Genomic DNA, 19954 nt, shown 5'->3' on the forward strand with positions numbered 1-19954 from the left:
CTGTCTTAACAGCCTCTTATTTGAGCGCTATCCATGTCCAATACACCTGCCACACTGTTGATCGTTGACGATGATGTTCATGTGCGCCAGCTGTTGGAGTCCCTGCTGCAAGATCAGGGCTACCGCACGCTGACGGCTGATTCGGGGGAGCAGGCGCTGGCGACGGTGGCGCAACAACCACCGGACCTGATCCTGCTTGACGCCATGATGCCGGGCACGGACGGCTACCAGGTGGCACGCAGGCTCAAGGCCAATACCTCGACGGCCAATATCCCGATCATCATGCTGTCGGGGCAGGGCGAACATAGCGCCCGTCTTTTGGGGCTGGAGGCCGGGGCCGAGGATTTCCTCCTCAAGCCCGTGGCCAGTGACGAGCTGTGGTTGCGGGTACGCAATCTGTTGCGGCTCAAGGCCTTCGGTGACTACCAGGCCGTACACACCATGATGCTGGAGCAGCAACTGCAAAAACGCACCATCGACCTGGAGGGCTTTCGCACGGCGATGGGGGCCGATGAGCGGCTGCTGAAAATGGCCAATTACGACCCGCTGACCGGTTTGCCCAATCGCGACCTGTTTTACACCACGCTGCAGATGGGCCTGACCCAGGCGGCGCTGCGGGGTTGGCAATTGGCCGTGGTGACGGTGGGGCTCAATGATTTTAAAAATATCAACCTGACCTGGGGCCATTTGATGGGCGATCAGGTGTTGGCCGAGTTCAGCCAGCGCCTGTCCAACTGCCTGAATGTCAGTGACACCCTGGGGCGTATGGACGGTGATGAGCTTGCCCTGATCCTGATGATCCGCAAGGGCCAGGCCGGGCCACGGCAGATGGTCGACCGGATCCGCGAAGTGCTGCGCGAACCGTTCAAGCTGCATGGCCATGATACGCCGATGACGGCCAGCTACGGGATTGCCCTGTACCCGGACGATGGCGCCGAGGCGCACCGCCTGATCAAGCATGCCAATACGGCGATGGGCCTGGCCAAGCAGGCGGGCAAGGATACGTATCGTTTTTACACGGCGCAGATGAACGTCGAGGTGCTGGCCCGCCAGGAGCTGGAAACCGCGCTGCGTGATGCGGTGCGCAAGCAGGCGTTCGAGGTGTATTACCAGCCCAAGATCAACCTGGCAGACGGGCGCATCAGCGGGGTTGAGGCACTGTTGCGCTGGCACCGGCCGGGGCATGCCACGGTGTCTCCGGCGGTGTTTGTGCCGCTGCTGGAAAGCCTGGGGCTGATTTCGAAGGTGGGCCAGTGGGTGATTGACCGGGTTTGCAGCCAGATCGCCCAGTGGCAGAGTGCGGGCCTTGGTGGGGTGGAGGTCGCGGTGAACGTGTCGGCCCTGCAGATTTGCGAGGGGGACCTGGTCGATGATATCGAGCGCTCGCTCAAGGCCCATCAACTCGACCCGCAATTGCTTGAAGTGGAGCTGACCGAAGGGTCGTTGATGGAGAACACGCCGCATACCGTGGCCAGCCTGCTGACGCTGCGTGATATCGGGGTGAAGATTTCCATTGACGACTTTGGCACGGGGTATTCGAGCCTTGCGTATTTGAGCCGCTTTCCGATCGACAAGTTGAAAATCGATATCGCGTTTATTCGCGAGGTGACCTTCAGCCCGCAGGATGCGGCCATTGCCCGGACGATTATCGAGTTGGCGCACAGCCTTGATTTGCAGGTGATCGCCGAAGGGGTGGAGACCCGTGAGCAACTGGAGTTTTTGACCCGTAACGGCTGCGACCAGGTGCAAGGTTATCTGTTTTGCCGGCCCCTGCCAGCGGTGGAGCTGGAGGCCTTGTTGCGCGAGCCGCGCAGTTTTATCTGAGATCTAGCCGCTCAAGTGCGGTGCGCGGCTGCGCTCGTCAGCCGCTACGGGTTACAGGGGGTTGCATCTCACATCAGCGCCAATATCTGCCTGCCCAGCGCTTCGGCGCTGGCTTGCGAATCGATGTTGGCAAACCCCAGCAGCAGCCCCGAAGGCTTTTCCCCCAGGTGGCTCCACTCGCTCAGGGCCTCTGCAAACAAGCCTGCCTTGTGCATGCGCCGGGCCAGTTCGACGTCTGATTGCTGCCCGCCAAGGCGCAGGATCAAGTGCATGCCCCCCGGGCTGCTGTCGATGCGCACATGCTCACCCAACACATTTTGCAGGCCGGTGCGGGTAAACGCCCGGCGCTCGCCATAGAGTTTGCGCATGCGCAGGATATGCCGGGCAAAATGGCCTTGGGTCATAAAGCTCGCGACGATGGCCTGGGTCAGTTGCGGGCAACTGCTGCGAACGTTCCGGCTGGCGTGTTCAAAGCGTTCGATCCGGGCCTGAGGCACCACTACATAAGCCAGGCGCAGCCCCGGAAACAGGACTTTGCTGAAGGTGCCGCTGTAGATCACTCGACCTTCACGGTCCAGGCTTTTCAGGGCCGGCAGCGGGCGGCTGATATAGCGGTATTCACCGTCGTAGTCGTCTTCAATGATCCACGCCTGTTGCCGGTTGGCCCAGGCCAGCAGCTCGAGCCTGCGCGGCAGGGACAGCGACACGCACAGCGGGCTTTGATGGGCCGGGGTGACCACGGCGGCCTGGGCGCGGGTGTGTGCTGCGGGCAAGCGCATGCCCTCGTGGTCGACGGCCAGGGCCACGGTTTGTATCTGCAGGTGCTGCAGCAACTGGCGGGTCGGCGGGTAGCCGGGGTCTTCGATCAGTACCCGGTCGCCGGGCTTGAGCAGGGCATGGGTGATCAGCGCCAGGCTGTCCTGGTAGCCCGCGGTGATAAACACTTGCTCGGGCACGCAGCTGATGCCCCGGGAAACCTGCAGATAGCTGGCAAGGGCCGTGCGCAATGCCTGCAGGCCATAGGCTGAAGGGTTGGCCATGTCCTGGGCGCAGGTGCTGCGCACGCAGCGTGCACCGATTTGGGCCCAGAGCTTTTTCGGGAAGGCGTCCAGTGCCGGTACGCCGAGCTGAAAAGGCAGGGGCTGGGCGGTGTGCCTGATCGCCGGGCTGGCCTGGGGGCTGCGGCTGGCGGGCAGGGGGTTAGTGCCGATATCGGGCGCAACGATGGTACCGGCCTGGCCACGGGCTTGCAGGTAACCTTCGCAGGTCAGCAGCGAATACGCGGTGTCGATGGTGCCCCGGGCCAGCCCCAGTTCCCTGGCCAGTGCCCTCGCCGCAGGCACACGTTCGCCGGGGCGCAGCAATCCATTGGCGATGGCCTCGCGAAAACGCCAGTAGAGCTGTCGGTAGATGGGTTCGCTGGCGTTGCGGTCGAGGTCGGGGAAGGGCGGCGGCGGGGTTTGCATGGGGGTCCTTGCAGAACATGGCCTGGTGATAAAGGCCAATCATGGCTCTTTTTGGCAAGGCCATAAAGCCGCACTATGGCGCCACTTAAACAGCCAATGCAAGGGCACGTCATGACGCAGCGTATCGATTATTCCAAGGCAGCACCCGAGGGCTACAAGGCGTTTGGCGGGGTGTATGCGTATCTGCAGGGCAGCGGGCTGGCCAAGGGGCTGATTGATCTGGTGTACCTGCGGGTGTCACAAATCAACGGCTGCGCGTACTGCATCGACATGCACTCGCGGGATTTGCTCAAGGCCGGCCTGGCCGTGGAAAAGCTGGTGCTGGTGCCGGTGTGGCACGAAGCAGGTGGCTTGTTCAGCCCCCGCGAGCAGGTGGCCCTGGCCTGGGCGGAACGCGTGACCCGAGTGGCCGAGCGCGGTATCGCAGAGGTGGATTACCAGGCCGCTGCCAGCGAGTTCAGCGACAAGGAGTTGACGGACCTGACCTATGCCATCGGCCTGATGAACGCCTACAACCGTTTTGGCGTGGCTTTTGGTTTGCGGCCAGCGGCTGCGGTGTAAGCAAAGGGGGGGAGACGGCTACAGATTTATTACGGTTTGTAATATTGTTTTTCGGGATGTAATAATACATATTGGTAGGTGTCATATATGGCATATGCCCTGAACCTGGCAGTGGGTTCGGGGGCCTGACTCGCCTTCGAGGCGCTCTGAGGATGTCGTACGATGAACCGGCATTGTGGTACACCCCGGCGCTTTACCCCGAGGCGAATCCTGTGTTCGCTGTGTCTTTATTCATCGGCGCTGGTCGCCGCCGAAGGCCTGCAACCCGGTCAGGAAAGCCTGCGCCTGCAGCAGCAACAGCAACGGGAGTTGCAACGCCTGCAACTGGAGCAACGCCGCCGGCAGTTGCAGCGCGGTGGCGCGCAGGCCCCGGCGTCAGCCCCGGCGCTACCCGGGCAAGCCGCCCAGGACGAGTACTGCTGGCCCCTGCAAGGGCTGCGTCTGGCCGGGGTGACGCTGTTGCCAGCCTCGGCCCTGGAGGCCGGTATCAAGGCCCATATGGCGCCCTGCATGGGTGTCCACCAAATCAACCGCCTGCTGGCCGAGATCACCCGCGTGTATGTGGCCGCCGGGTTTATTGCCGTGCGCCCTTACTTGCGCCATATGCCGGCGGCCGGGCGCACGCTGGATATCACGGTTGACGAGGGCTATGTCGAGGCCATCGAGCTGGCCGACCAGCGCCTGCCGCTGAGCTTGCGCGGGGCGTTTCCCGGCATGCTGGGTACGCCCCTGAACCTGCGCGACCTGGAGCAGGGGCTGGACCAGCTAAACCGCTTGCGCTCGGTGGACATGACCGCCGATATCGTGCCCGGCAGCCGCCAGGGCGCTTCGCGGATCATCCTTCGCGCGGCCGCCAGCGCCGCTCACTGGAGCCTGGACCTGGGCCTGGACAACACCGGCAATGCCGGCACCGGGCCTGAGCGGCAGACGCTGGGCCTGACTCTGGACAGCCCGTTGCAGCTCAATGACGCGCTCAGCCTGAGCGCAAGCAACACCCTCAACCACGGCCCACGCTTGAGCAGCAGCACGGGCCTGTTCTACTCCGTGCCTTATGGCTACTGGACCCTCAGCGCATTCGCCAGCCATATCGAATACCGCGCCCCGCTCAAGCTCACCACGACCACCCTGTATGGCAGCGGCCGCACCGACCAGTTTGGCCTGCGCGTCGACCGGGTGTTGTGGCGCAACCAGGGCCATCAACTGAGCGCTCACTTGCAACTGGCCCACAAGGATGTCGACGCTTATCTGCAAAAAGCCCGCCTGGGCATTCAGAGCCCGACCCTGACCCTGGCCGAGGCCGGCTTCAACCTGTTCTGGCATGACGCGGCGGTCTGGAGCCTGGACCTTAATTACACCCGGGGCCTGACGTGGCTGGGGGCCGACCGCGACAGCGATCGGGTATTGCCCAACCTGCCCAGGGCGCAGTCGCAGACCTACCGGGCCAGCCTGGTGCAGTGGCGCAGCAGCCAGCTCGGCGGGCAGCCCTTGCAGTGGCAAAGCCAGTTGTCGCTGCAGTACAGCCCGGACCCATTACCCGCCATCGAACAACTGCTGGGCACCGATGATTCCGCCGTGCGCGGTTATCGCCGCAACAGTGCCTCGGGTGCCATTGGCGCGCTCTGGCGCAACACTCTTTATATGCCCGTGCGCAGCAACCGGGCCGTCACCCTCACGGCGCGGCTGGGGCTGGACCACGGCTGGGTCAAGCCTGAGCACGGTGTACCGGGGCTGTACCTGAGCGGCGCCAGTGTCGGCCTCAACCTGAGTTGGCACAGGCTGCAACTGGACCTCGATTACCAGCACGCGCTGAATCTTGCCAAGGGTTTTAGCCATGAACCTCCGGTCTGGCTGGCACGCCTGAGCGTGCAGATATAACGCCTGCAGGGGCCACGGCAAGCCCCTGCAGCGTTACTTGGGGCGACGTTTGTCGCCTCGTTACTCACGCAAAGGAAGACTTTTATGTCGACTCGAAAAAAACGCTTTCATCTGTCTGCCCAGGGGCAATTGCGCTGGGCCATTGCCGGCTTGTGCGTACTACCGCACTGGGCGCTGGCCAATGGTATTACCGTGGCCGACGGCCCGGGTGGCACGGCGCAGCTGCTCAACCAGGGCGGGGTGCCGATCGTCAATATCGTGGCGCCCAATGCCGGGGGGCTGTCACACAATCAGTTCCTCGATTACAACGTCGATCGCCAGGGTGCGGTGCTCAACAATGCCTTGCAGGCTGGTCAGTCCCAGCTGGCCGGGCAACTGGCGGGCAACCCGCAGTTTCACGGCCAGGCCGCCAGCGTGATCCTTAATGAAGTGGTCGGCACCAAGGCCTCGGCCCTCAACGGCCGCCAGGAGGTGTTCGGGCGCCAGGCCGATTATGTATTGGCCAACCCCAACGGGATTTCGGTCAATGGGGGTGGTTTTATCAATGCTGGCAATGCCAGCCTGGTGGTGGGCCGCCCTGACGTGGCCAATGGCACCTTGCAAGCCCTGGACAGCGGTGCGGCGCGTGGGCAGCTGCAGGTGCAGGGCGGTGGCCTGAGCAACCCGGACGGGGCCATCAGGCTGATCGCCCCGCAGATCGATAGCCAGGGGCCTGTCACTGCGCGTGACCGCTTGGATCTGGTGGTGGGGCGCAATCGCGTCGACGCGGCCAGCGGCCAGGTGAGCAAGGTTTATCCGTCGTCAGATGCCGGCCCTGCGCGTATCGACGCCAGCCTGTTCGGCGCGATGAAAGCCGGGCGCATCAATATCGTCAGCACCGCCGAGGGCGCGGGTGTGCATATCGGCCCGGGGCAAGTGTCGGGCACCGAGGGGGTCAGTGTCAGTTCGGCCGGTGATCTGGTGGTCAGCGGCCAGGTCCACGCCAACAGCCTGGACGCCAGCCGCGCCGTGGTGCAGAGCCATCAGGGCGATGTCGAACTGCACAGTGCTCGTGACTTGAGCCTGGCCGGGGCCGATATCAGCGGCGGCAACGTGCGCCTTGATGCCGGTCGCAACCTGACCCTGAGCAGCCTGGAAAGCACGGCCCTGCAGGAGAAACACGAACAATGGCAGAACAAGGCCCTGTTCGTGACCTACGAGACCTTTGACCGCACCACCCGTGATCGCGACTCGCGCCAGCATGGCACCCGGGTCGAGGCCCGGCACGATGCGCGGCTGTCTTCGGCGGGCGACACCCTGGTCAAGGCCAGCAGTGTCGAGGCGGGCGATCAGTTGCGCATCGACAGCGGCGCCAGCCTGCGCTTGACGGCTGCCACCGAGACCCATGAAACCCGCGATCAGGGCAGCCATCGCAAACACCTGTGGAAGGAGAACTGGGACAACAGCCGCCACGATGAGCGCAGTGTTACCAGCAGCCTCAAGGCGGGCAAGGGCCTGGAACTGACCAGCCGTGACACGCTGCAGCTGGCAGGCGCCGAACTGACAAGCCCCGGGGATATCCGTCTCAAGGCGCGGGATGTGGCGATCGGCAGTGCCAGCCGCAGCCAGAGCAGCAGCGGCAACCATTACTCCGGCGACCTGGTGGGCGGCAGCTTTTTCGGCCGCCAGGGTGATGCTGACCAGGGCCAGACCCTGCATACGGGTAGCCGGGTGAATGCCGACGGCAAGCTGATTGTCCAGGCCGACTCGGTGCATGTCAGCGCCAGCCAGGTGCGTGGCGGCACCCAGGCCAGCGTGATCAGCGACAGCGGCGCGCTGGTGATCGACGGCGTGCAGGACACCTTGCGCAGCAACACGCATGACAAGGACAGCAAGTTCTTCTCGCTGATCAACGACGAGCGTCATCAGGTGCGCAGTGACAGCAACCTGGTCGCCAGCGACCTGCATTCGGACAGCAATCTTGAACTGCAAAGCGCCGGGGACATCACCGTCAGCGGCTCGCGGGTGTCGGCCAACGGGCAGAACACGCTGGCAGCCAAGGGCGATATCCACCTGGTGGCTGGCGAAAGCAGCGTGCAGGACGACACCCGCACCCACTCGCGCGGCTTTACGGCCGGGGCCGGCGAGACCACACCCGGCAGCCATGAGTATCGGCTGGCTGTGGGCTTGAAGGATCAACAGCAACAGCGCATCAGCGACAATCGCCAGCAGCAGGGCGCGAGCGTCAGTGGCGCGAATCTGGCCGTGAGCGCAGGGGGCGACCTCAGCGTCAAGGGCTCCGACCTCGCGGCCACTGCCGGCGATGTGCGCCTCAGCGGTCAGCATATCGACCTGCTGGCAGCCCACGACACGGCAGACAGCCGCACTGACACCCTGGTCAATGCCGGTGGTGTGGTCTGGACTGCCAGCCTGGACAAGGTCAGCAGTGGCCTTGAGTACCAGCGCCAGCACCAGCAGGACAGTCGCAACCAGAGCACCGCCAGGCCCACCGGCGTCACGGCCACGCACAGTGTGCTGTTGCAGGCGGCGGATGCACTGGTCAACCAGGGCACCCAAATCGAAGCGGGCAAGCAGTTGCGGGTGGAGGCCGGCCGGGTCGATAACCAGGCTGCCCACACGACTGACAGCACCAGCCACAGCGAGCAAGGCTGGCAGGCCGGGCTTGGAGTCAGTGCCGAGATCAAGGGCCTGAGCCGGCCGCTGGAAAAAGTCGTCAAGGGCCTGGGCCAGGGCAAGCTGCCCGAGGGCGAATGGCTCAAGGGGATCGAGCTGGCCGGTGTGGGGCTCGACGGGCTGGTGGGCTATAACGCCAAGCAGCAAACCCGGCAGGACAGCACGGCGGTTGTCAGCCAGCTCAACGCTGGCGCGGTACAGCTCAATGTTCGCGGTGCACTGCAGGATGAAGGCACGCGCTACCGTGCCGGCGACGGCGCATTGAACATCAAGGCCGCCAGCCACAACGCCATTGCTGCCAGCGACAGCCACCAGAGCAGCGAGCAGTGGGTTGAGGCCCGGCTCGGCCTGCGTGTTTACACCACCACCGGTGAGGACGTGAACCTGCGCGCCAATGGCGCCGGCAAGTACCAGCGAGCCGAGGAGACCCGCAGCAGCGCTCAGGTAGGGCGCTACGCTGGCAGCCAGGGCGTGAGTATCCAGACGCGCAACGATGCCCGCTACGCCGGTGGCGAGTTTGACGGCGGTGCCGGCGATGTCAGTCTCAAGGCGGGCGGCACGCTGGCGCTCAACCAGGCCACGGACAGCCACAGCGGCAGCTCAAGCACCCTGGGAGCCACGGCATCGCTGAAGCTGGAAACCGCCAAGGACGGTGGTTTCACCCCGGGCGGCGAGCTGAAACCGCAGATCCAGTACCAGAGCGAGCAGGGCAGTGAGGCCCGGATTGCCTCCGTGCAGGGCCAGGGGCGCCTGCAACTGGCAGGTGCCACTGTTGACGGTGAGGTGCTCAAGGGCGATGAACCTCAGCGGTTACAGGCGGGCATTGATCAACCGATAAACTAAAAGAGGCAGCAGGCTGCACCCATAAGCGTGCATTCACGTGTCGCGCTTATGGGTTGCACCGCGGATTTAACCTATCATTACGCCTTTCCAACAGGTGATTGATTAATGAGCGATTCAAACCAGACCTTGCGCACAGCCCTTGAAACCAGCGATATGCTGGTGATTGACGGGCTGCATGCCTGGGATTTTTCTCTGGACGATGTGCAATTGCTCATCAAGTGCATGGACGGGCGTGCTGAAAAACGCTGGCACTTCACCGCGCCGCAGATTGACGCGGCGGTATTTGACCAGGGCCTGCAAAGCTGGACCCTGACCGGCGACTCGGGTGAGCATCGCCTGGTTTGCCTCAGCGCCCTGAGCGCAAACAACGATGACGATGACACCGAGGTGACGGATGAAGTTTAAAAACCTGCCGATGCTGATGGCGTTGAGCGTGGGCGCCATGTCGGCCCAGGCCGAATCGCGCAATGAAGTGGAGCTGCTGGTGGGTTCCTACACCCAGGGCAAGAGCCAGGGCATCTACCGCCTGCAGTTTGACAGCGACAAGGGCCGCATTGCCCCCGAGCCGCTGCAAGTATTCAAGGCCGCCAACCCTTCGTGGCTGACCCTGTCCAGGGACCAGACCCGCCTGTTTGTGGTCAATGAAAACGGCAAGGGCCAAGCCGACGTGGTGGGGCGTGCCAGCAGCGTGGCGATTGACCCGAAAACCAACGCGCTGACCCTGATCAACCAGGTCAAGACCCTGGGTGAAGAGCCGACCCATTCCAGCCTCAGTGCCGACGAGCGTTACCTGTTTGTTGCCAACTACGGCGTACACGCCGACCCGGGCGGCAGCCTGGCGGTATTGCCGATCAATGCCGAAGGCCAGTTGCAGCCGGTGACGCAGATGAGCAGCCACCCGGCCAGCAAGGTCAACCCCGAGCGGCAGATGTCGGCCCATGTGCATTCGGTGGTGTCCTCGCCGGACGGCAAGTTTGTCTACGCCAGTGACCTGGGGGCGGACAAAGTATTTGTCTACCGCTACGACCCGGCTGCCAACCCGGAGCATCCGCTGGTGGCGGCCGAGCCTGCCTTCATTGAACTGCCGCCAGGCAGCGGGCCGCGTCACCTGCTGTTTTCCAAGGACGGCAAGCATGCGTACCTGACCACGGAAATGAGTGCCCAGGTGTTTGTGTTCGACTATGACAATGGTCGCCTCAAGCAGCGCCAGGCGCTGGAGCTGGCCAAGGGCATGCCGGCGCAAAACCGCGCGGCGGGTGCGGTGCATGCCTCGGCGGACGGCAAGTTCCTGTATGTCAGCAACCGTGGCAAGGCCAATGAAATCCTGGTGTTTGCGATCAACCCGGACAATGGTGAGCTGAGTGAAATCCAGCGTCGCTCGGTGGATGGCGATCACCCGCGTGAATTTGCCCTGAGCCCCAACGGCAAGTTCCTGCTGATTGCCAACCAGATGAGCAATGCCATCGTGGTGCTGGAGCGCGACCCGGCAACCGGCAAGCTGGGCAAGACCGTACAGACCCTGGCGATGGATGCACCGTCTGATGTGAAATTCATCAACCGCCCGTAATCATGGGCATGCAGCCTTGTATCAATCGCACTGATAGACGCTAGTGCTGCAATGAATTTCTGCACGATGACCCTTGGCGTTAAGTTGGTTTCACGGCCTGAAAAGGCAAGCAAGCCAACTGAATCGTCGAGGGTTAGTGCCATGAACTTCAATCTTTTCTCCGTTATTGCGGCTTCCGCCATCTCCGCCACCGTGGCCCTGCCTGCCAGTGCAAGCACCGTGGTGAGCGACAAGAAATCCGCGTCCTACACGCAAAAATACCTGCAACAAAGCGCCAATTTTTATGCGGCGCTGGATCATAAAACCCGCTCTTGAGAGCACATTATCCGTAGCCGCTGTCGAGCGGAGCGAGGCTGCGACCGGCGGCGAAGCCGTCGCGAAACCTGAGCACTCAACTTGTCTGACACACTGAAGCGCCTGATTTTACGACGGCTTCGCCGCCGGTCGCAGCCTCGCTCCGCTCGACAGCGGCTACAGGGAATGTGCCGCACCGTTCACAGCCCCACCGTTTCCAGCAGCCCGGCCGGGCCGACCACGGCGTAGTTGTAGCCAGGGCCCGACCAGTACTGGGCCTGCAACTCTCCATCCTGGCGGCTACCCCGTGGCAGCAGGCTGTTGTGCGGACCAGGTGGGCGGATATAGAAGCTGATCTGCCGACCTTGCCGGTCCTGGTACAGCACCATCGCCGCACCGCCCTGGTCGGTGCTCAGCAAGCGACTGCTGACCGGCTGGAAGCCTGCGCCGGTCAAGTCCGGCAAGCGTTCGGCACGGCTGAAATAACGGTCAAGCCAGCCCTGCATCTCACTGCCCTGGGCAACGTGATAGTCCGCGGGCAAAAATCCTTTTTCGGCAAACATGCGATGGGCCGCCAGTGCGTCGCTCATGGGCAAGCTGCTGCCTGCCTGGGTCATTTGCCTGGCCTGCCAGCCGCCTATGCCACCGATGCCCACGGCCAACAGCAATACCGCTGCACTGGCCCAATGGCGGCGTGCCTGGCGGCGCTGGCGCTGGCGTATGGCCGCAGGATCGAGGGCCGGGTTGGCAGCTTGCAGCAAGCCTTGATGCAGTGCGCTGCGCAGGTTTTGCGCGTCGCGCTGCCAGGCCTCGACCTGCGCGGCGATTAGCGGGTTGGCCTGCAGATACCGCTCGATTTCCTGGCGTTCGGCGGCGCTGAGTGCGTGATCGACGTAAGCGTGAAGGTCGTGCTCACTGGGCGGGGTGGTGATCATTTGAGTCTCCGCAGGGCCGGGCGGGTGATTTCGCCCTCGCTGAGTTGGCGAAAGGCAGTACGCGCCCTGGACAGGCGCGACATGACGGTGCCGATGGGCACATCAAGGATTTCGGCGACTTGCTTGTAGCTCAAGCCTTCAACCGACACCCAGAGCAGCAGGGCGCGTTGTTCGCTGTTCAACTGTTCAAAGGCTTCGAGGGTCGATTGCGCAAGCACCGTGCGCTCGGTGGAGGGCTGGGTGTCATCGCGGCCGGTAAAAAACTCCAGCATGCGCGCATAGCGCCGGGAACGGCGGTGTTGGTCGACAAACTGGCGGTACAGGATGGTAAACAGCCAGGCGCGCAAGTCGCCCTCGGGGCGTTTCTCGGCAACGCTGCCCAGGGCGCGCTCCAGGCAGGTTTGCACCAGGTCATCGGCATTGCTGGCATGACGGGTCAGCGACAGCGCAAACCGGCGCAGGCGCGGGATCAGTTCGCGCAGTTGCTCATCAAGTGAGGTCATGGTCGGGCCAATTGGCTGGGTGGGTGCAATGCAGACGCTTATGAATAAACCTTATTCCCGCAGGTGTGCAAAAAAACAATCTTCCGCGAGGCGGGAATAGACCCCAGGGGCGTGCGTCTTATAGGCCATTCACCTCACGGTCTTGTGGCCCCGGAGTTTTTTATGGTCGATCAATTACCGCCTGTGCGGCCCGAACAACCCCCGTTGAGCCCTGCCAGCGTAATGCTGCGCCTGGCGGCGATTGGCGCGGTGGTGGCGGTTGTCCTGGGCGGTTTTTACTACGTCAATGGCACGCTGGCCCCCCAGCGGTTGAGGCCCGCCAAGTTGGTCAATGCACTGGAGCACAACAACGGCGTTTACCCCGGTTACCGGCGCAATCATGCCAAGGGCGTGTGCGTGGTGGGGTATTTCCAGGGCAGTGGTGCGGCGCAGGGCTTGTCCGTGGCCCAAGTGTTCGGCACCCAGCGCACGCCGGTGGTCGGACGGTTTGCCTTGCCCAGTGGCAACCCTTATGCGCCTGACAGCAGCGTGCCGATCCGCAGTTTTGCCCTGCGTTTTACCCAGGCCAACGGTCAGCAGTGGCGCACCGGGATGAACAGCATGCCGGTGTTCCCGGTGGGCACGCCCGAGGCGTTCTACCAGATGCTGCAAGCCGGTGCGCCAGAAGCGGCCACGGGCAAGCCTGCACCCGGGGCGATGCCTGCGTTTTTTGCGGCGCCCCCTGAAACGGCGGCGTTTTTGCAGTGGGTCAAGACGGCAAAACCGTCGGCCAGTTATGCCACTGAAAACTATAACGGGATCAATGCGTTTTATCTGGTCAACGCCGCCGGGCAACGTCAGGCGGTGCGCTGGGGAGTGGTGCCGTTGGGGCAGGATGCACCGGGTACTGTGGCGCCCGGCGATGCCGATTATCTGCAGCGGGACCTGGAAAAGCGTCTGGCGCAAGGGCCGTTGAAATGGCAGCTCAACCTGACATTGGCCGCGGCGGGTGACCCGATCAATGATGCCAGCCAGGCCTGGCCTGCGGGGCGGCAGGTGGTGAACGCGGGGACTTTGGTGCTGGAAAAGGCCCAGGCGCAAAACGACGGCGAATGCCGCGATATCAATTACGACCCGCTGATTTTGCCCAGTGGCATCGAGGGCTCGGCTGATCCGTTGCTGGCGGCGCGTTCGGCGGCCTATGCCAGTTCCTATGTACGGCGTACCCGTGAAGTTGACCAGCTACCCAAGGAGCCACAACCATGAGCGCCCCCACTTCGCATTTCGCCCCGCTGGCGCGCCTGCTGCACTGGCTGATGGCGCTGATGATTATTGCCATGCTGTTTATTGGCGCGGGCATGGCGGCTTCGGTGTCGCAGCGCCATGAGTGGCTGCTGGGTTTGCACAAGCCGTTGGGGATCGCCATTTTGTTGCTGGTGGTGGTGCGTTTGTTTGTGCGTTTTGCGACTCGTCAGCCGCCGTTGCCGGCGGATTTGCCTGCGGTGCAGGTGCTGGCGGCGAAGCTGTCGCATGTGTTGCTGTATGCCTTGATGTTTATATTGCCGCTGGTGGGGTGGGCGATGATTTCGGCGGCGGGGGATCCGGTGATGTTGGGCAGTTCATGGCAGTTGCCGGGGATTTTGCCTGCCAATGCGACGACGTTTGCCTTTTTGCGCAGGGCGCATACCTATTTGGCGTATTTGTTGTTTTTTACCGTGCTGGCGCATCTGGCGGCGGCGCTGTTTCATGGCTGGGTCAGGCGCGACGGGGTGCTGCAGAGCATGGTGCGCGGCAAGGACTGAGCTAAAGGCTCATTGTGGGAGCGGGCTTGCTCGCGATGGCATCACCACGGTTGGCCGGACAGACCGTAGCGCTTGCATCGCGAGCAAGCCCGCTCCTACAGGGGGAGTGAGTGGGTTCAGGTTTTTTCCATCACCGAGCCAAACAGCGCCGACGCCAAAAACCGCTCCAGCCAGGCATTCAAATGCGGCAACGGCGCTTGCGCAAACCACTCGCGATCAACATGGGCAAACTGCCGCACAAACGGCGCCAGGGCCACATCCACCAAGCTCAGCGCAGGCCCCGCAAGGTAAGGCGTATGCGCCAGCAAATCTTCCAGCCGCTGCAAATACCCGACACCCTGTGCCCGGTAGTGCTCCATCGGCTGCTCCGGGTAGCGGATGGCATATTTGTAGCGGTCCAGCAGCACCTTGAAGACGCTGTCATTCGCCTCGATCAGCCCTGCGTGATCTGCTTGCAACCAGTTGTCCGGGTCATGTTGGCGCAATGCCCAGTGCATGATCTCCAGGCTTTGCTCGATCACCCGACCATCAGCACACACCAGCACCGGCACCGTGCCCTTGGGCGAGGCAGCGAGCATTTCGGCCGGTTTGGCCTTGAGGCTGACCTCGACGATAGACAGCGGCACGCCGCTGTAACGCAAGGCCATGCGCGCTCGCATGGCATAGGGGCAGCGGCGGAAGGAATACAGTACGTGTGCGTTCATTTCACCTCCACGGTGCTCAAACCGTTGCCCTGGCGCTGCACCTGGATTTGCACCGGAATACGCTCGTGCATTTCCTGCACATGGGAAATCACCCCGACCTTGCGCCCTTGGGCCTGCAAGCCGTCCAGGGCATCCATCGCCAGTTGCAGCGACTCGGGGTCAAGGCTGCCAAAGCCCTCGTCGATAAACAGCGATTCGATTTTCAGGGTGCTGGAGGCCATCGACGCCAGCCCCAGGGCCAGGGCCAGCGATACCAGGAAAGTTTCGCCCCCCGACAGTGAATGCACCGAGCGCAGTTCGTCGCCCATTTCGGTGTCCATCACCAGCAGGCCCAGCATGCTGCCGCCGCGCTTGAGGCGGTAGCGACGGACCAGCTGGCGCAGTTGCGCGTTGGCGTGATGTACCAGCAGGTCGAGGTTGTAGGCCTGGGCGATTTTGCGGAATTTGTCGCCGGTGCCCGAACCGATCAGTTCACTGAGGCGCGCCCAGCGCTGCCATTGATCATAGGCCTGGCTGATGCGTTGGCTCAGGGCTTGATTGGCCTGCTGGCGGCGCTGGTCTTCGCTTTGCTGGGCGCGCAATTCGGCACACAGTTGCTCGCTGGCCGCCAGCTGTGCGTGCAATGCCACAAGGGCACTGTCGAGGGCTTCGGCGTCCAGGTTGCCGTTGGCCTGCGCTTGATGCCGGGCCAGGCGCTCTTCGCGCTCTTGCAGCAGTACACGGCCCTGTTCGACCGCTTTTTCACTGTGTTGCAGCTGCAGGCGCAGTTCGCGGACCTGTTCGTCATCCTGAGCCAGCAGCTGTTGCAAGCGCTGATCATCAAGCTCGCCGTGTTGCGCGCGCCAATGTTGGAGCAGGGCGCTGAGGTTGCCGTGTTCCTGTTGCAGGGCTTGCAGGCGAGCTTGCCCGGCCTTGAGTTCGGCAGCCAGTTGCAGCTGCTGGTTGGCGCAGGCTTGCAGGGCTTGCTCGGCCCGGGCCTGGGCTGTACGCGTGTGTTCGAGCGCATGCTCTAGGACCTGCTGCCAGTGTTCGGCGCTGGGGTAGTCGCCCAGTAACTGCTTGAGGGTGTGCTGGCTGGCCTGGTGCTGTGCGCTCAGTTCGCCAAGCGAGCTTTGCAGGGCCTCCAGTTCCTTGCGGCGGCTGGCTTGCTGGTACTGCTCACGCTCGATGCTGCTGGTTCGCTCCAGCTGTTCGGCCTGTTCGTCGCGCTGCTGGTCGAGTTGGGCCACGCGCTCAGCCACTTGCTGGTCGAGGGCCATAAAGCAGGCCGAGGCGTTATCGCGCAGGGCCGTGAGGGTGGCCGCGGGCAAGAGGTTGGCAAACGCGGTGAGTTCGTCCTCAAGGCGCTGGCTGTCGGCATTAAGATGGGCTTGCTGCTCGCTCAGCTGTTGGCTGGCAAGTGTGCTGGCTTCGGTGCAGCGCTGCACTTGCTGTTGCAGGTGGGCCGCTTCCTTTTGCAGGGCCAGCAGCGCGTTCTGGCGTTGCTCGTCCTGGGTAATGCTGTGTTGCAGCTGGCTCAGGCGCAGGGCCAGCCACGGCTCGCGCTTGTCCGGCGCCTGGGCCAGCCATTGTGGGTACAGCGGGTGGGCTTCAAGGCTCGGGGCCAGGGCCTGTTGCTCTTGATGGATACGCTCCTGCTGCTGCAAAAACTCTTTTTGCTGGGCGATCAGGCCGCCGACTTTTTCCCGCAACTGGGCCAGGGTTTCCTTGAGCCCGTCGACCACTGCGCGGGCATTGGTCTCTTCCTGTTCATCGTGACGGCTGAGGCTGTGCAGCAAGGCTTCGGGCTGATGATAGGGGTGCTCGGCACTGCCGCACACCGGGCAGGGCTGGTCATCCTGCAACTGCCCGCGCAGTTCTTCGACGCTGGCACTGCGGGCCAGGCGCTGGCGCTCCAGCAGTTGGCGGGTGACCTGCAAAGTTTGCTCGGCCTTCTCAAGTTCGGCCTTGGCCTGAATGCCTTGCTGGCTCAGGCGCTCGCGTTCCTGCTGCACGCTGTGTTGCTTGGCTTGCAGCTCCTGCAGGCGCGTATCGAGGGCCTGCTGGCTGCTGCACAAACGCTGTAAGTCTTCAAAGGCGCGCTGTTGCTGGCGGTTGTCGTTGAGCAGGCTGCCCAGGGTCTGGATCTGTTCGTTGACCGCATGGGGTTCGGCGCCGGCTTCCTGAAACAGGATTTCCAGGCTGTTGCGCAGTTCGGTGAGTTGTTGCGCAGCCTGTTGAGCACGCTGCTCAAGGCCGGGCAGTTCCTTGCGCCCGGTGCTGAGGTTATTGCTTAGCCGCACCAGTTGCTGAAGCCTTGGCCGGTAGGCATCCCAGGCGCTGGCCAGGGGGGCCAGTTCGCTGCTGCGTTCAAGCTGCGCGGCAATGTGCGCAAGGCGTTGGCTGCCTTGTTGCTGGCGCTCGAGCAGGGCGTTGAGGGCCTGCTGCCCCTGGTTGCAGGCCTGCTCGGCCTGTTGCTGCAGGGCTTGCTGGGTGTTGAGGGTTTGGGTCAGGCGCGCGAGGTTGGCCTGCTCCAGCAGGGCTTGCTGCACCCGCGGTGCCGCTTCCCGTTGCTCGGCCTGCGCCTGGGTGGCCGCCAGTTTGGCCTGGTGCAGTTCGGCTTCCAGCTGGGCCTGGTGCTGGCCCAGTTCGGTTTGTTGCTGCAAATACCCGTTGATCTGCTCTGCCAGCGGGCTCAGTTGCCCATTGAGTTCGGCGAGGCGGGCGAACTGATGGCGCTGCGGCGCCAGTTGCTCCAGCAGATGCAGGGTCTGGCGCTGTTCGGCCTGGCTGTCGTACAGGGCTTGGGCCTGCTGCAACTGGTCGGCTGCACGCTGTCGTTGTTCTTGCAGCTCGTTCAGGGTCTTGAGCCAGCTGTGTTGTTGTTCCAGCTGCTTGAGCTGGCCTTGCTGGTCTTTTAATTGCTGCTGCGCCTGGGTGAAGCGCTGATCCAGTTCGGCACGGGCCTCGGGCTCCAGCGGGGTGACGCCGACTGCCTGGTCCTGCAGCAGCTTGTGCGCGTCCTTGGCTTCCTTGGCCTTGTCGAATGCGCGCTTGCCCAGGCGGGTGTAGAGGGCGGTGTCGGTGAGTTTCTCCAGCAGTTCGCTGCGTTCGTTGTCATCGGCTTTGAGAAAGGCGCTGAACTCGCTCTGGGCCAGCATCACGGCACGGGTGAACTGTTCGAAGTTCAAGCCCAGGCGCGCTTCGAGCTGGACCTTGTAATCCCCTTTCTGGCTGGCCAGCAGTTGGTCGCTGTCCAGGTCACGCAGGCTCTGGCGGCTGGCCTGCAGTTTGCCGGTGGCCTTTTCGCGGGCGCGGTTGGCTTCCCAGCGGGCGCGGTAGCGGCGCCCGTCGATGCCGACAAAGTCGACTTCGGCATAGCCCTCACCGGTGCCACGGCGCAGCAGGGTGCGCGGGTCGCCGGTGGCAATCTCGCCGTCAGCATCCGGCACCTTGGCATCGCGCCCGGTGTTGTTCAGCCGTGGCACGGCGCCAAACAGGGCCAGGCACAGGGCGTCGAGCAGGGTGCTTTTGCCGGCGCCAGTGGGGCCGGTGATGGCGAACAGCCCGGCGCTGGCCAGGGGCTCGGCGGTAAAGTCCAGCTCGAAGGGGCCGGCCAGGGAGGCGAGGTTTTTCAGGCGGATGGCGAGGATTTTCATGGCTGTTCACCTTCCTGCTGGACTTCCTGCAGCAGCACGGCAAAGTCCTTGAGGGTCTGTTCGTCGGCTTCGCTGCCGTAGTTTTCCTGCCAGGCGCGGCTGAACAGCTCCTGGGGGCTGAGCTGGTCGAGTTCGATCAGGCGCGTGCCGTCGTCATCGTCGCGGCCGGCGCTGCCGGCGTATTCGGCGCCAATGCGGACCAGGCGCACGGATTTACCCTGCAAGGCGGTTTCGATCTGCTGGCGCAGGTCAGGCTGCGGCTCATCGAGCTTGACTCGCACCTCCAGCCAGGGCTGGCGCTGCAGGTCGGCAAGCAGGTCGATATCCGCCAGTTCAGCCAGTTGCGCAAGCACGTCGGCCAGGGGCAGCGGGCCGATGCGCTGCAGGTTGACTGCGCGGGGGATCAGGCGCGATTCAACGCTGACCAGGGTTTCGCCCTTGAGGGTGACATCGAGGATCTGGTGCTGGTAGCCGATTTCCGAGAAGGACAACGGGATCGGCGAGCCGCAATAGCGGATGCGTTCTTCGCCATTGACCCGCTGCGGCTTGTGCAAATGGCCCAGGGCGACGTAGCTGATATCGGGGCCAAACAGGCTGGCGGGCAGGGCCTCGGCATTGCCGATAATCAGGCTGCGTTCGGAATCTTCGCTGACAGAGCCACCGGCCATATGGGCGTGGCTGATGGCAATCAGCGCCTGGCCCTTCTTGCGCTTGGCATTGGCGGCCTCGATCAGCCACTCATGGACCTGGCCGATACCGCGCAGGTAGTCATCCCCCAGGTGCGCGCCGGTGACTTCGGCCGGGCGCAAAAACGGCAGCGCCAGGCACCAGGCGGCAATCTTGCCCTTGGCGTCGGGCAGGGGGATGAGCAGGCGTTCGGCATCGAGCTGGCCGTCGTCAAGCCACAATACCCGGCCCAGGGCATGGGTGCGCAAACGGCGCATCAAAGGCCCGGGCAGTTCGATCCGCGAGCCGGAGTCGTGGTTGCCGGCGATCATCACGATGGTCAGTTTGGGCTGTTGTTCGTGGGCGCTGACGATAAAGTCGTAGAGCCGCTCCTGGGCCTTCACCGGCGGGTTGACGGTGTCGAAGATGTCCCCGGCAATCAGTAGCACATCGGGTTGCTCGCTGCCCAGTTGGGCCAGCAGCCAGGTGAGAAAACAGGCGTGCTCGAAGTCGCGGTCCTGGCCGTGGAGGTTTTGCCCCAGGTGCCAGTCGGAAGTGTGAAACAGGCGCATAACAGGATCCGTTTGAAAATGGGCTGGCAACCCGCTCGCTCAGGCGGGCACG

General features: G+C 63.4%; 15 protein-coding genes. 9 read left to right on the top strand and 6 right to left on the bottom strand.

Annotated features, from left to right (window positions below; genetic code table 11):
* Nucleotides 1-33: 33 nt before the first annotated feature.
* Nucleotides 34-1824 (top strand): bifunctional diguanylate cyclase/phosphodiesterase, encoded by a 1791-nt coding sequence (locus AB3G35_RS13015; protein ID WP_086796424.1) that lies wholly within the window; start codon nt 34-36, stop codon nt 1822-1824.
* Between the two features lie 68 nt (nt 1825-1892).
* Here the strand turns inward: AB3G35_RS13015 and AB3G35_RS13020 are convergent, their stop codons facing one another.
* On the bottom strand, nt 1893-3290 hold the full coding sequence (locus AB3G35_RS13020; protein ID WP_016780575.1) for a PLP-dependent aminotransferase family protein: 1398 nt from the start codon (nt 3288-3290) through the stop codon (nt 1893-1895).
* 111 nt (nt 3291-3401) lie between these two features.
* On the opposite strand from AB3G35_RS13020, the gene AB3G35_RS13025 reads away from it, so the two are divergent.
* The 6 genes from AB3G35_RS13025 to AB3G35_RS13050 all read left to right on the top strand — a co-directional run bounded on the left by AB3G35_RS13025 (nt 3402) and on the right by AB3G35_RS13050 (nt 11124).
* Nucleotides 3402-3851 (top strand): carboxymuconolactone decarboxylase family protein, encoded by a 450-nt coding sequence (locus AB3G35_RS13025; RefSeq protein ID WP_134050647.1) that lies wholly within the window; start codon nt 3402-3404, stop codon nt 3849-3851.
* Nucleotides 3852-4013: 162 nt separating this feature from the next.
* Nucleotides 4014-5726, top strand: a complete 1713-nt coding sequence (locus tag AB3G35_RS13030) for a ShlB/FhaC/HecB family hemolysin secretion/activation protein (protein ID WP_369781576.1) — start codon at nt 4014-4016, stop codon at nt 5724-5726.
* A gap of 84 nt (nt 5727-5810) precedes the next feature.
* Nucleotides 5811-9242: a hemagglutinin repeat-containing protein gene (locus tag AB3G35_RS13035; RefSeq protein ID WP_369781577.1), complete on the top strand. Its 3432-nt coding sequence runs from the start codon at nt 5811-5813 to the stop codon at nt 9240-9242.
* 105 nt (nt 9243-9347) lie between these two features.
* Complete coding sequence (locus AB3G35_RS13040) at nt 9348-9647, top strand: DUF5629 family protein (RefSeq protein WP_086796434.1); 300 nt, start codon at nt 9348-9350, stop codon at nt 9645-9647.
* On the top strand, nt 9637-10809 hold the full coding sequence (locus AB3G35_RS13045; RefSeq protein ID WP_029611368.1) for a lactonase family protein: 1173 nt from the start codon (nt 9637-9639) through the stop codon (nt 10807-10809). The genes AB3G35_RS13040 and AB3G35_RS13045 overlap by 11 nt, the downstream gene beginning before the upstream one ends.
* Before the next feature lie 141 nt (nt 10810-10950).
* Nucleotides 10951-11124: a hypothetical protein gene (locus AB3G35_RS13050; protein ID WP_169844423.1), complete on the top strand. Its 174-nt coding sequence runs from the start codon at nt 10951-10953 to the stop codon at nt 11122-11124.
* A gap of 179 nt (nt 11125-11303) precedes the next feature.
* Here the strand turns inward: AB3G35_RS13050 and AB3G35_RS13055 are convergent, their stop codons facing one another.
* On the bottom strand, nt 11304-12038 hold the full coding sequence (locus AB3G35_RS13055; RefSeq protein ID WP_324708019.1) for an anti-sigma factor: 735 nt from the start codon (nt 12036-12038) through the stop codon (nt 11304-11306).
* Nucleotides 12035-12541, bottom strand: a complete 507-nt coding sequence (locus tag AB3G35_RS13060; RefSeq protein ID WP_340079727.1) for a sigma-70 family RNA polymerase sigma factor — start codon at nt 12539-12541, stop codon at nt 12035-12037. Before AB3G35_RS13060 ends, AB3G35_RS13055 begins: the two co-directional genes overlap by 4 nt.
* Before the next feature lie 162 nt (nt 12542-12703).
* Between AB3G35_RS13060 and AB3G35_RS13065 the strand changes: the two genes are divergently transcribed.
* Both AB3G35_RS13065 and AB3G35_RS13070 read left to right on the top strand, forming a co-directional pair.
* Nucleotides 12704-13786, top strand: a complete 1083-nt coding sequence (locus tag AB3G35_RS13065; RefSeq protein WP_369781578.1) for a catalase family peroxidase — start codon at nt 12704-12706, stop codon at nt 13784-13786.
* Nucleotides 13783-14322 carry a cytochrome b gene (locus AB3G35_RS13070; protein WP_086796458.1) on the top strand — a complete coding sequence of 180 codons (540 nt, stop codon included), beginning with the start codon at nt 13783-13785 and terminating at the stop codon, nt 14320-14322. Before AB3G35_RS13065 ends, AB3G35_RS13070 begins: the two co-directional genes overlap by 4 nt.
* 116 nt (nt 14323-14438) lie before the next feature.
* On the opposite strand, the gene AB3G35_RS13075 is transcribed toward AB3G35_RS13070, so the two are convergent.
* From AB3G35_RS13075 to AB3G35_RS13085, 3 genes are read right to left on the bottom strand one after another with little or no spacing between them, the layout of a single operon-like run.
* Nucleotides 14439-15026, bottom strand: a complete 588-nt coding sequence (locus AB3G35_RS13075) for a glutathione S-transferase (RefSeq protein ID WP_340079725.1) — start codon at nt 15024-15026, stop codon at nt 14439-14441.
* Nucleotides 15023-18664 (bottom strand): AAA family ATPase, encoded by a 3642-nt coding sequence (locus AB3G35_RS13080; RefSeq protein ID WP_369781579.1) that lies wholly within the window; start codon nt 18662-18664, stop codon nt 15023-15025. Before AB3G35_RS13080 ends, AB3G35_RS13075 begins: the two co-directional genes overlap by 4 nt.
* The gene (locus AB3G35_RS13085) at nt 18661-19902 is read right to left on the bottom strand and encodes an exonuclease SbcCD subunit D C-terminal domain-containing protein (RefSeq protein ID WP_106116590.1); all 1242 of its coding nucleotides are present in this window, start codon (nt 19900-19902) and stop codon (nt 18661-18663) included. The genes AB3G35_RS13080 and AB3G35_RS13085 overlap by 4 nt, the downstream gene beginning before the upstream one ends.
* Nucleotides 19903-19954 lie beyond the last annotated feature (52 nt).

This window comes from Pseudomonas sp. WC2401 (assembly GCF_041200115.1).
GTDB lineage: Bacteria > Pseudomonadota > Gammaproteobacteria > Pseudomonadales > Pseudomonadaceae > Aquipseudomonas > Aquipseudomonas fragi.

What these genes read in the sequence shown, in the direction of transcription:
- AB3G35_RS13065 (WP_369781578.1), top strand. Translation starts at nt 12,704, where the DNA reads ATGGTCGATCAATTACCGCCTGTGCGGCCCGAACAACCCCCGTTGAGC.
- AB3G35_RS13015 (WP_086796424.1), top strand. Translation starts at nt 34, where the DNA reads ATGTCCAATACACCTGCCACACTGTTGATCGTTGACGATGATGTTCAT.
- AB3G35_RS13045 (WP_029611368.1), top strand. Translation starts at nt 9,637, where the DNA reads ATGAAGTTTAAAAACCTGCCGATGCTGATGGCGTTGAGCGTGGGCGCC.
- AB3G35_RS13085 (WP_106116590.1), bottom strand. Translation starts at nt 19,902, where the DNA reads ATGCGCCTGTTTCACACTTCCGACTGGCACCTGGGGCAAAACCTCCAC.
- AB3G35_RS13025 (WP_134050647.1), top strand. Translation starts at nt 3,402, where the DNA reads ATGACGCAGCGTATCGATTATTCCAAGGCAGCACCCGAGGGCTACAAG.
- AB3G35_RS13040 (WP_086796434.1), top strand. Translation starts at nt 9,348, where the DNA reads ATGAGCGATTCAAACCAGACCTTGCGCACAGCCCTTGAAACCAGCGAT.
- AB3G35_RS13080 (WP_369781579.1), bottom strand. Translation starts at nt 18,664, where the DNA reads ATGAAAATCCTCGCCATCCGCCTGAAAAACCTCGCCTCCCTGGCCGGC.
- AB3G35_RS13070 (WP_086796458.1), top strand. Translation starts at nt 13,783, where the DNA reads ATGAGCGCCCCCACTTCGCATTTCGCCCCGCTGGCGCGCCTGCTGCAC.
- AB3G35_RS13050 (WP_169844423.1), top strand. Translation starts at nt 10,951, where the DNA reads ATGAACTTCAATCTTTTCTCCGTTATTGCGGCTTCCGCCATCTCCGCC.
- AB3G35_RS13020 (WP_016780575.1), bottom strand. Translation starts at nt 3,290, where the DNA reads ATGCAAACCCCGCCGCCGCCCTTCCCCGACCTCGACCGCAACGCCAGC.
- AB3G35_RS13030 (WP_369781576.1), top strand. Translation starts at nt 4,014, where the DNA reads ATGAACCGGCATTGTGGTACACCCCGGCGCTTTACCCCGAGGCGAATC.
- AB3G35_RS13035 (WP_369781577.1), top strand. Translation starts at nt 5,811, where the DNA reads ATGTCGACTCGAAAAAAACGCTTTCATCTGTCTGCCCAGGGGCAATTG.
- AB3G35_RS13060 (WP_340079727.1), bottom strand. Translation starts at nt 12,541, where the DNA reads ATGACCTCACTTGATGAGCAACTGCGCGAACTGATCCCGCGCCTGCGC.
- AB3G35_RS13075 (WP_340079725.1), bottom strand. Translation starts at nt 15,026, where the DNA reads ATGAACGCACACGTACTGTATTCCTTCCGCCGCTGCCCCTATGCCATG.
- AB3G35_RS13055 (WP_324708019.1), bottom strand. Translation starts at nt 12,038, where the DNA reads ATGATCACCACCCCGCCCAGTGAGCACGACCTTCACGCTTACGTCGAT.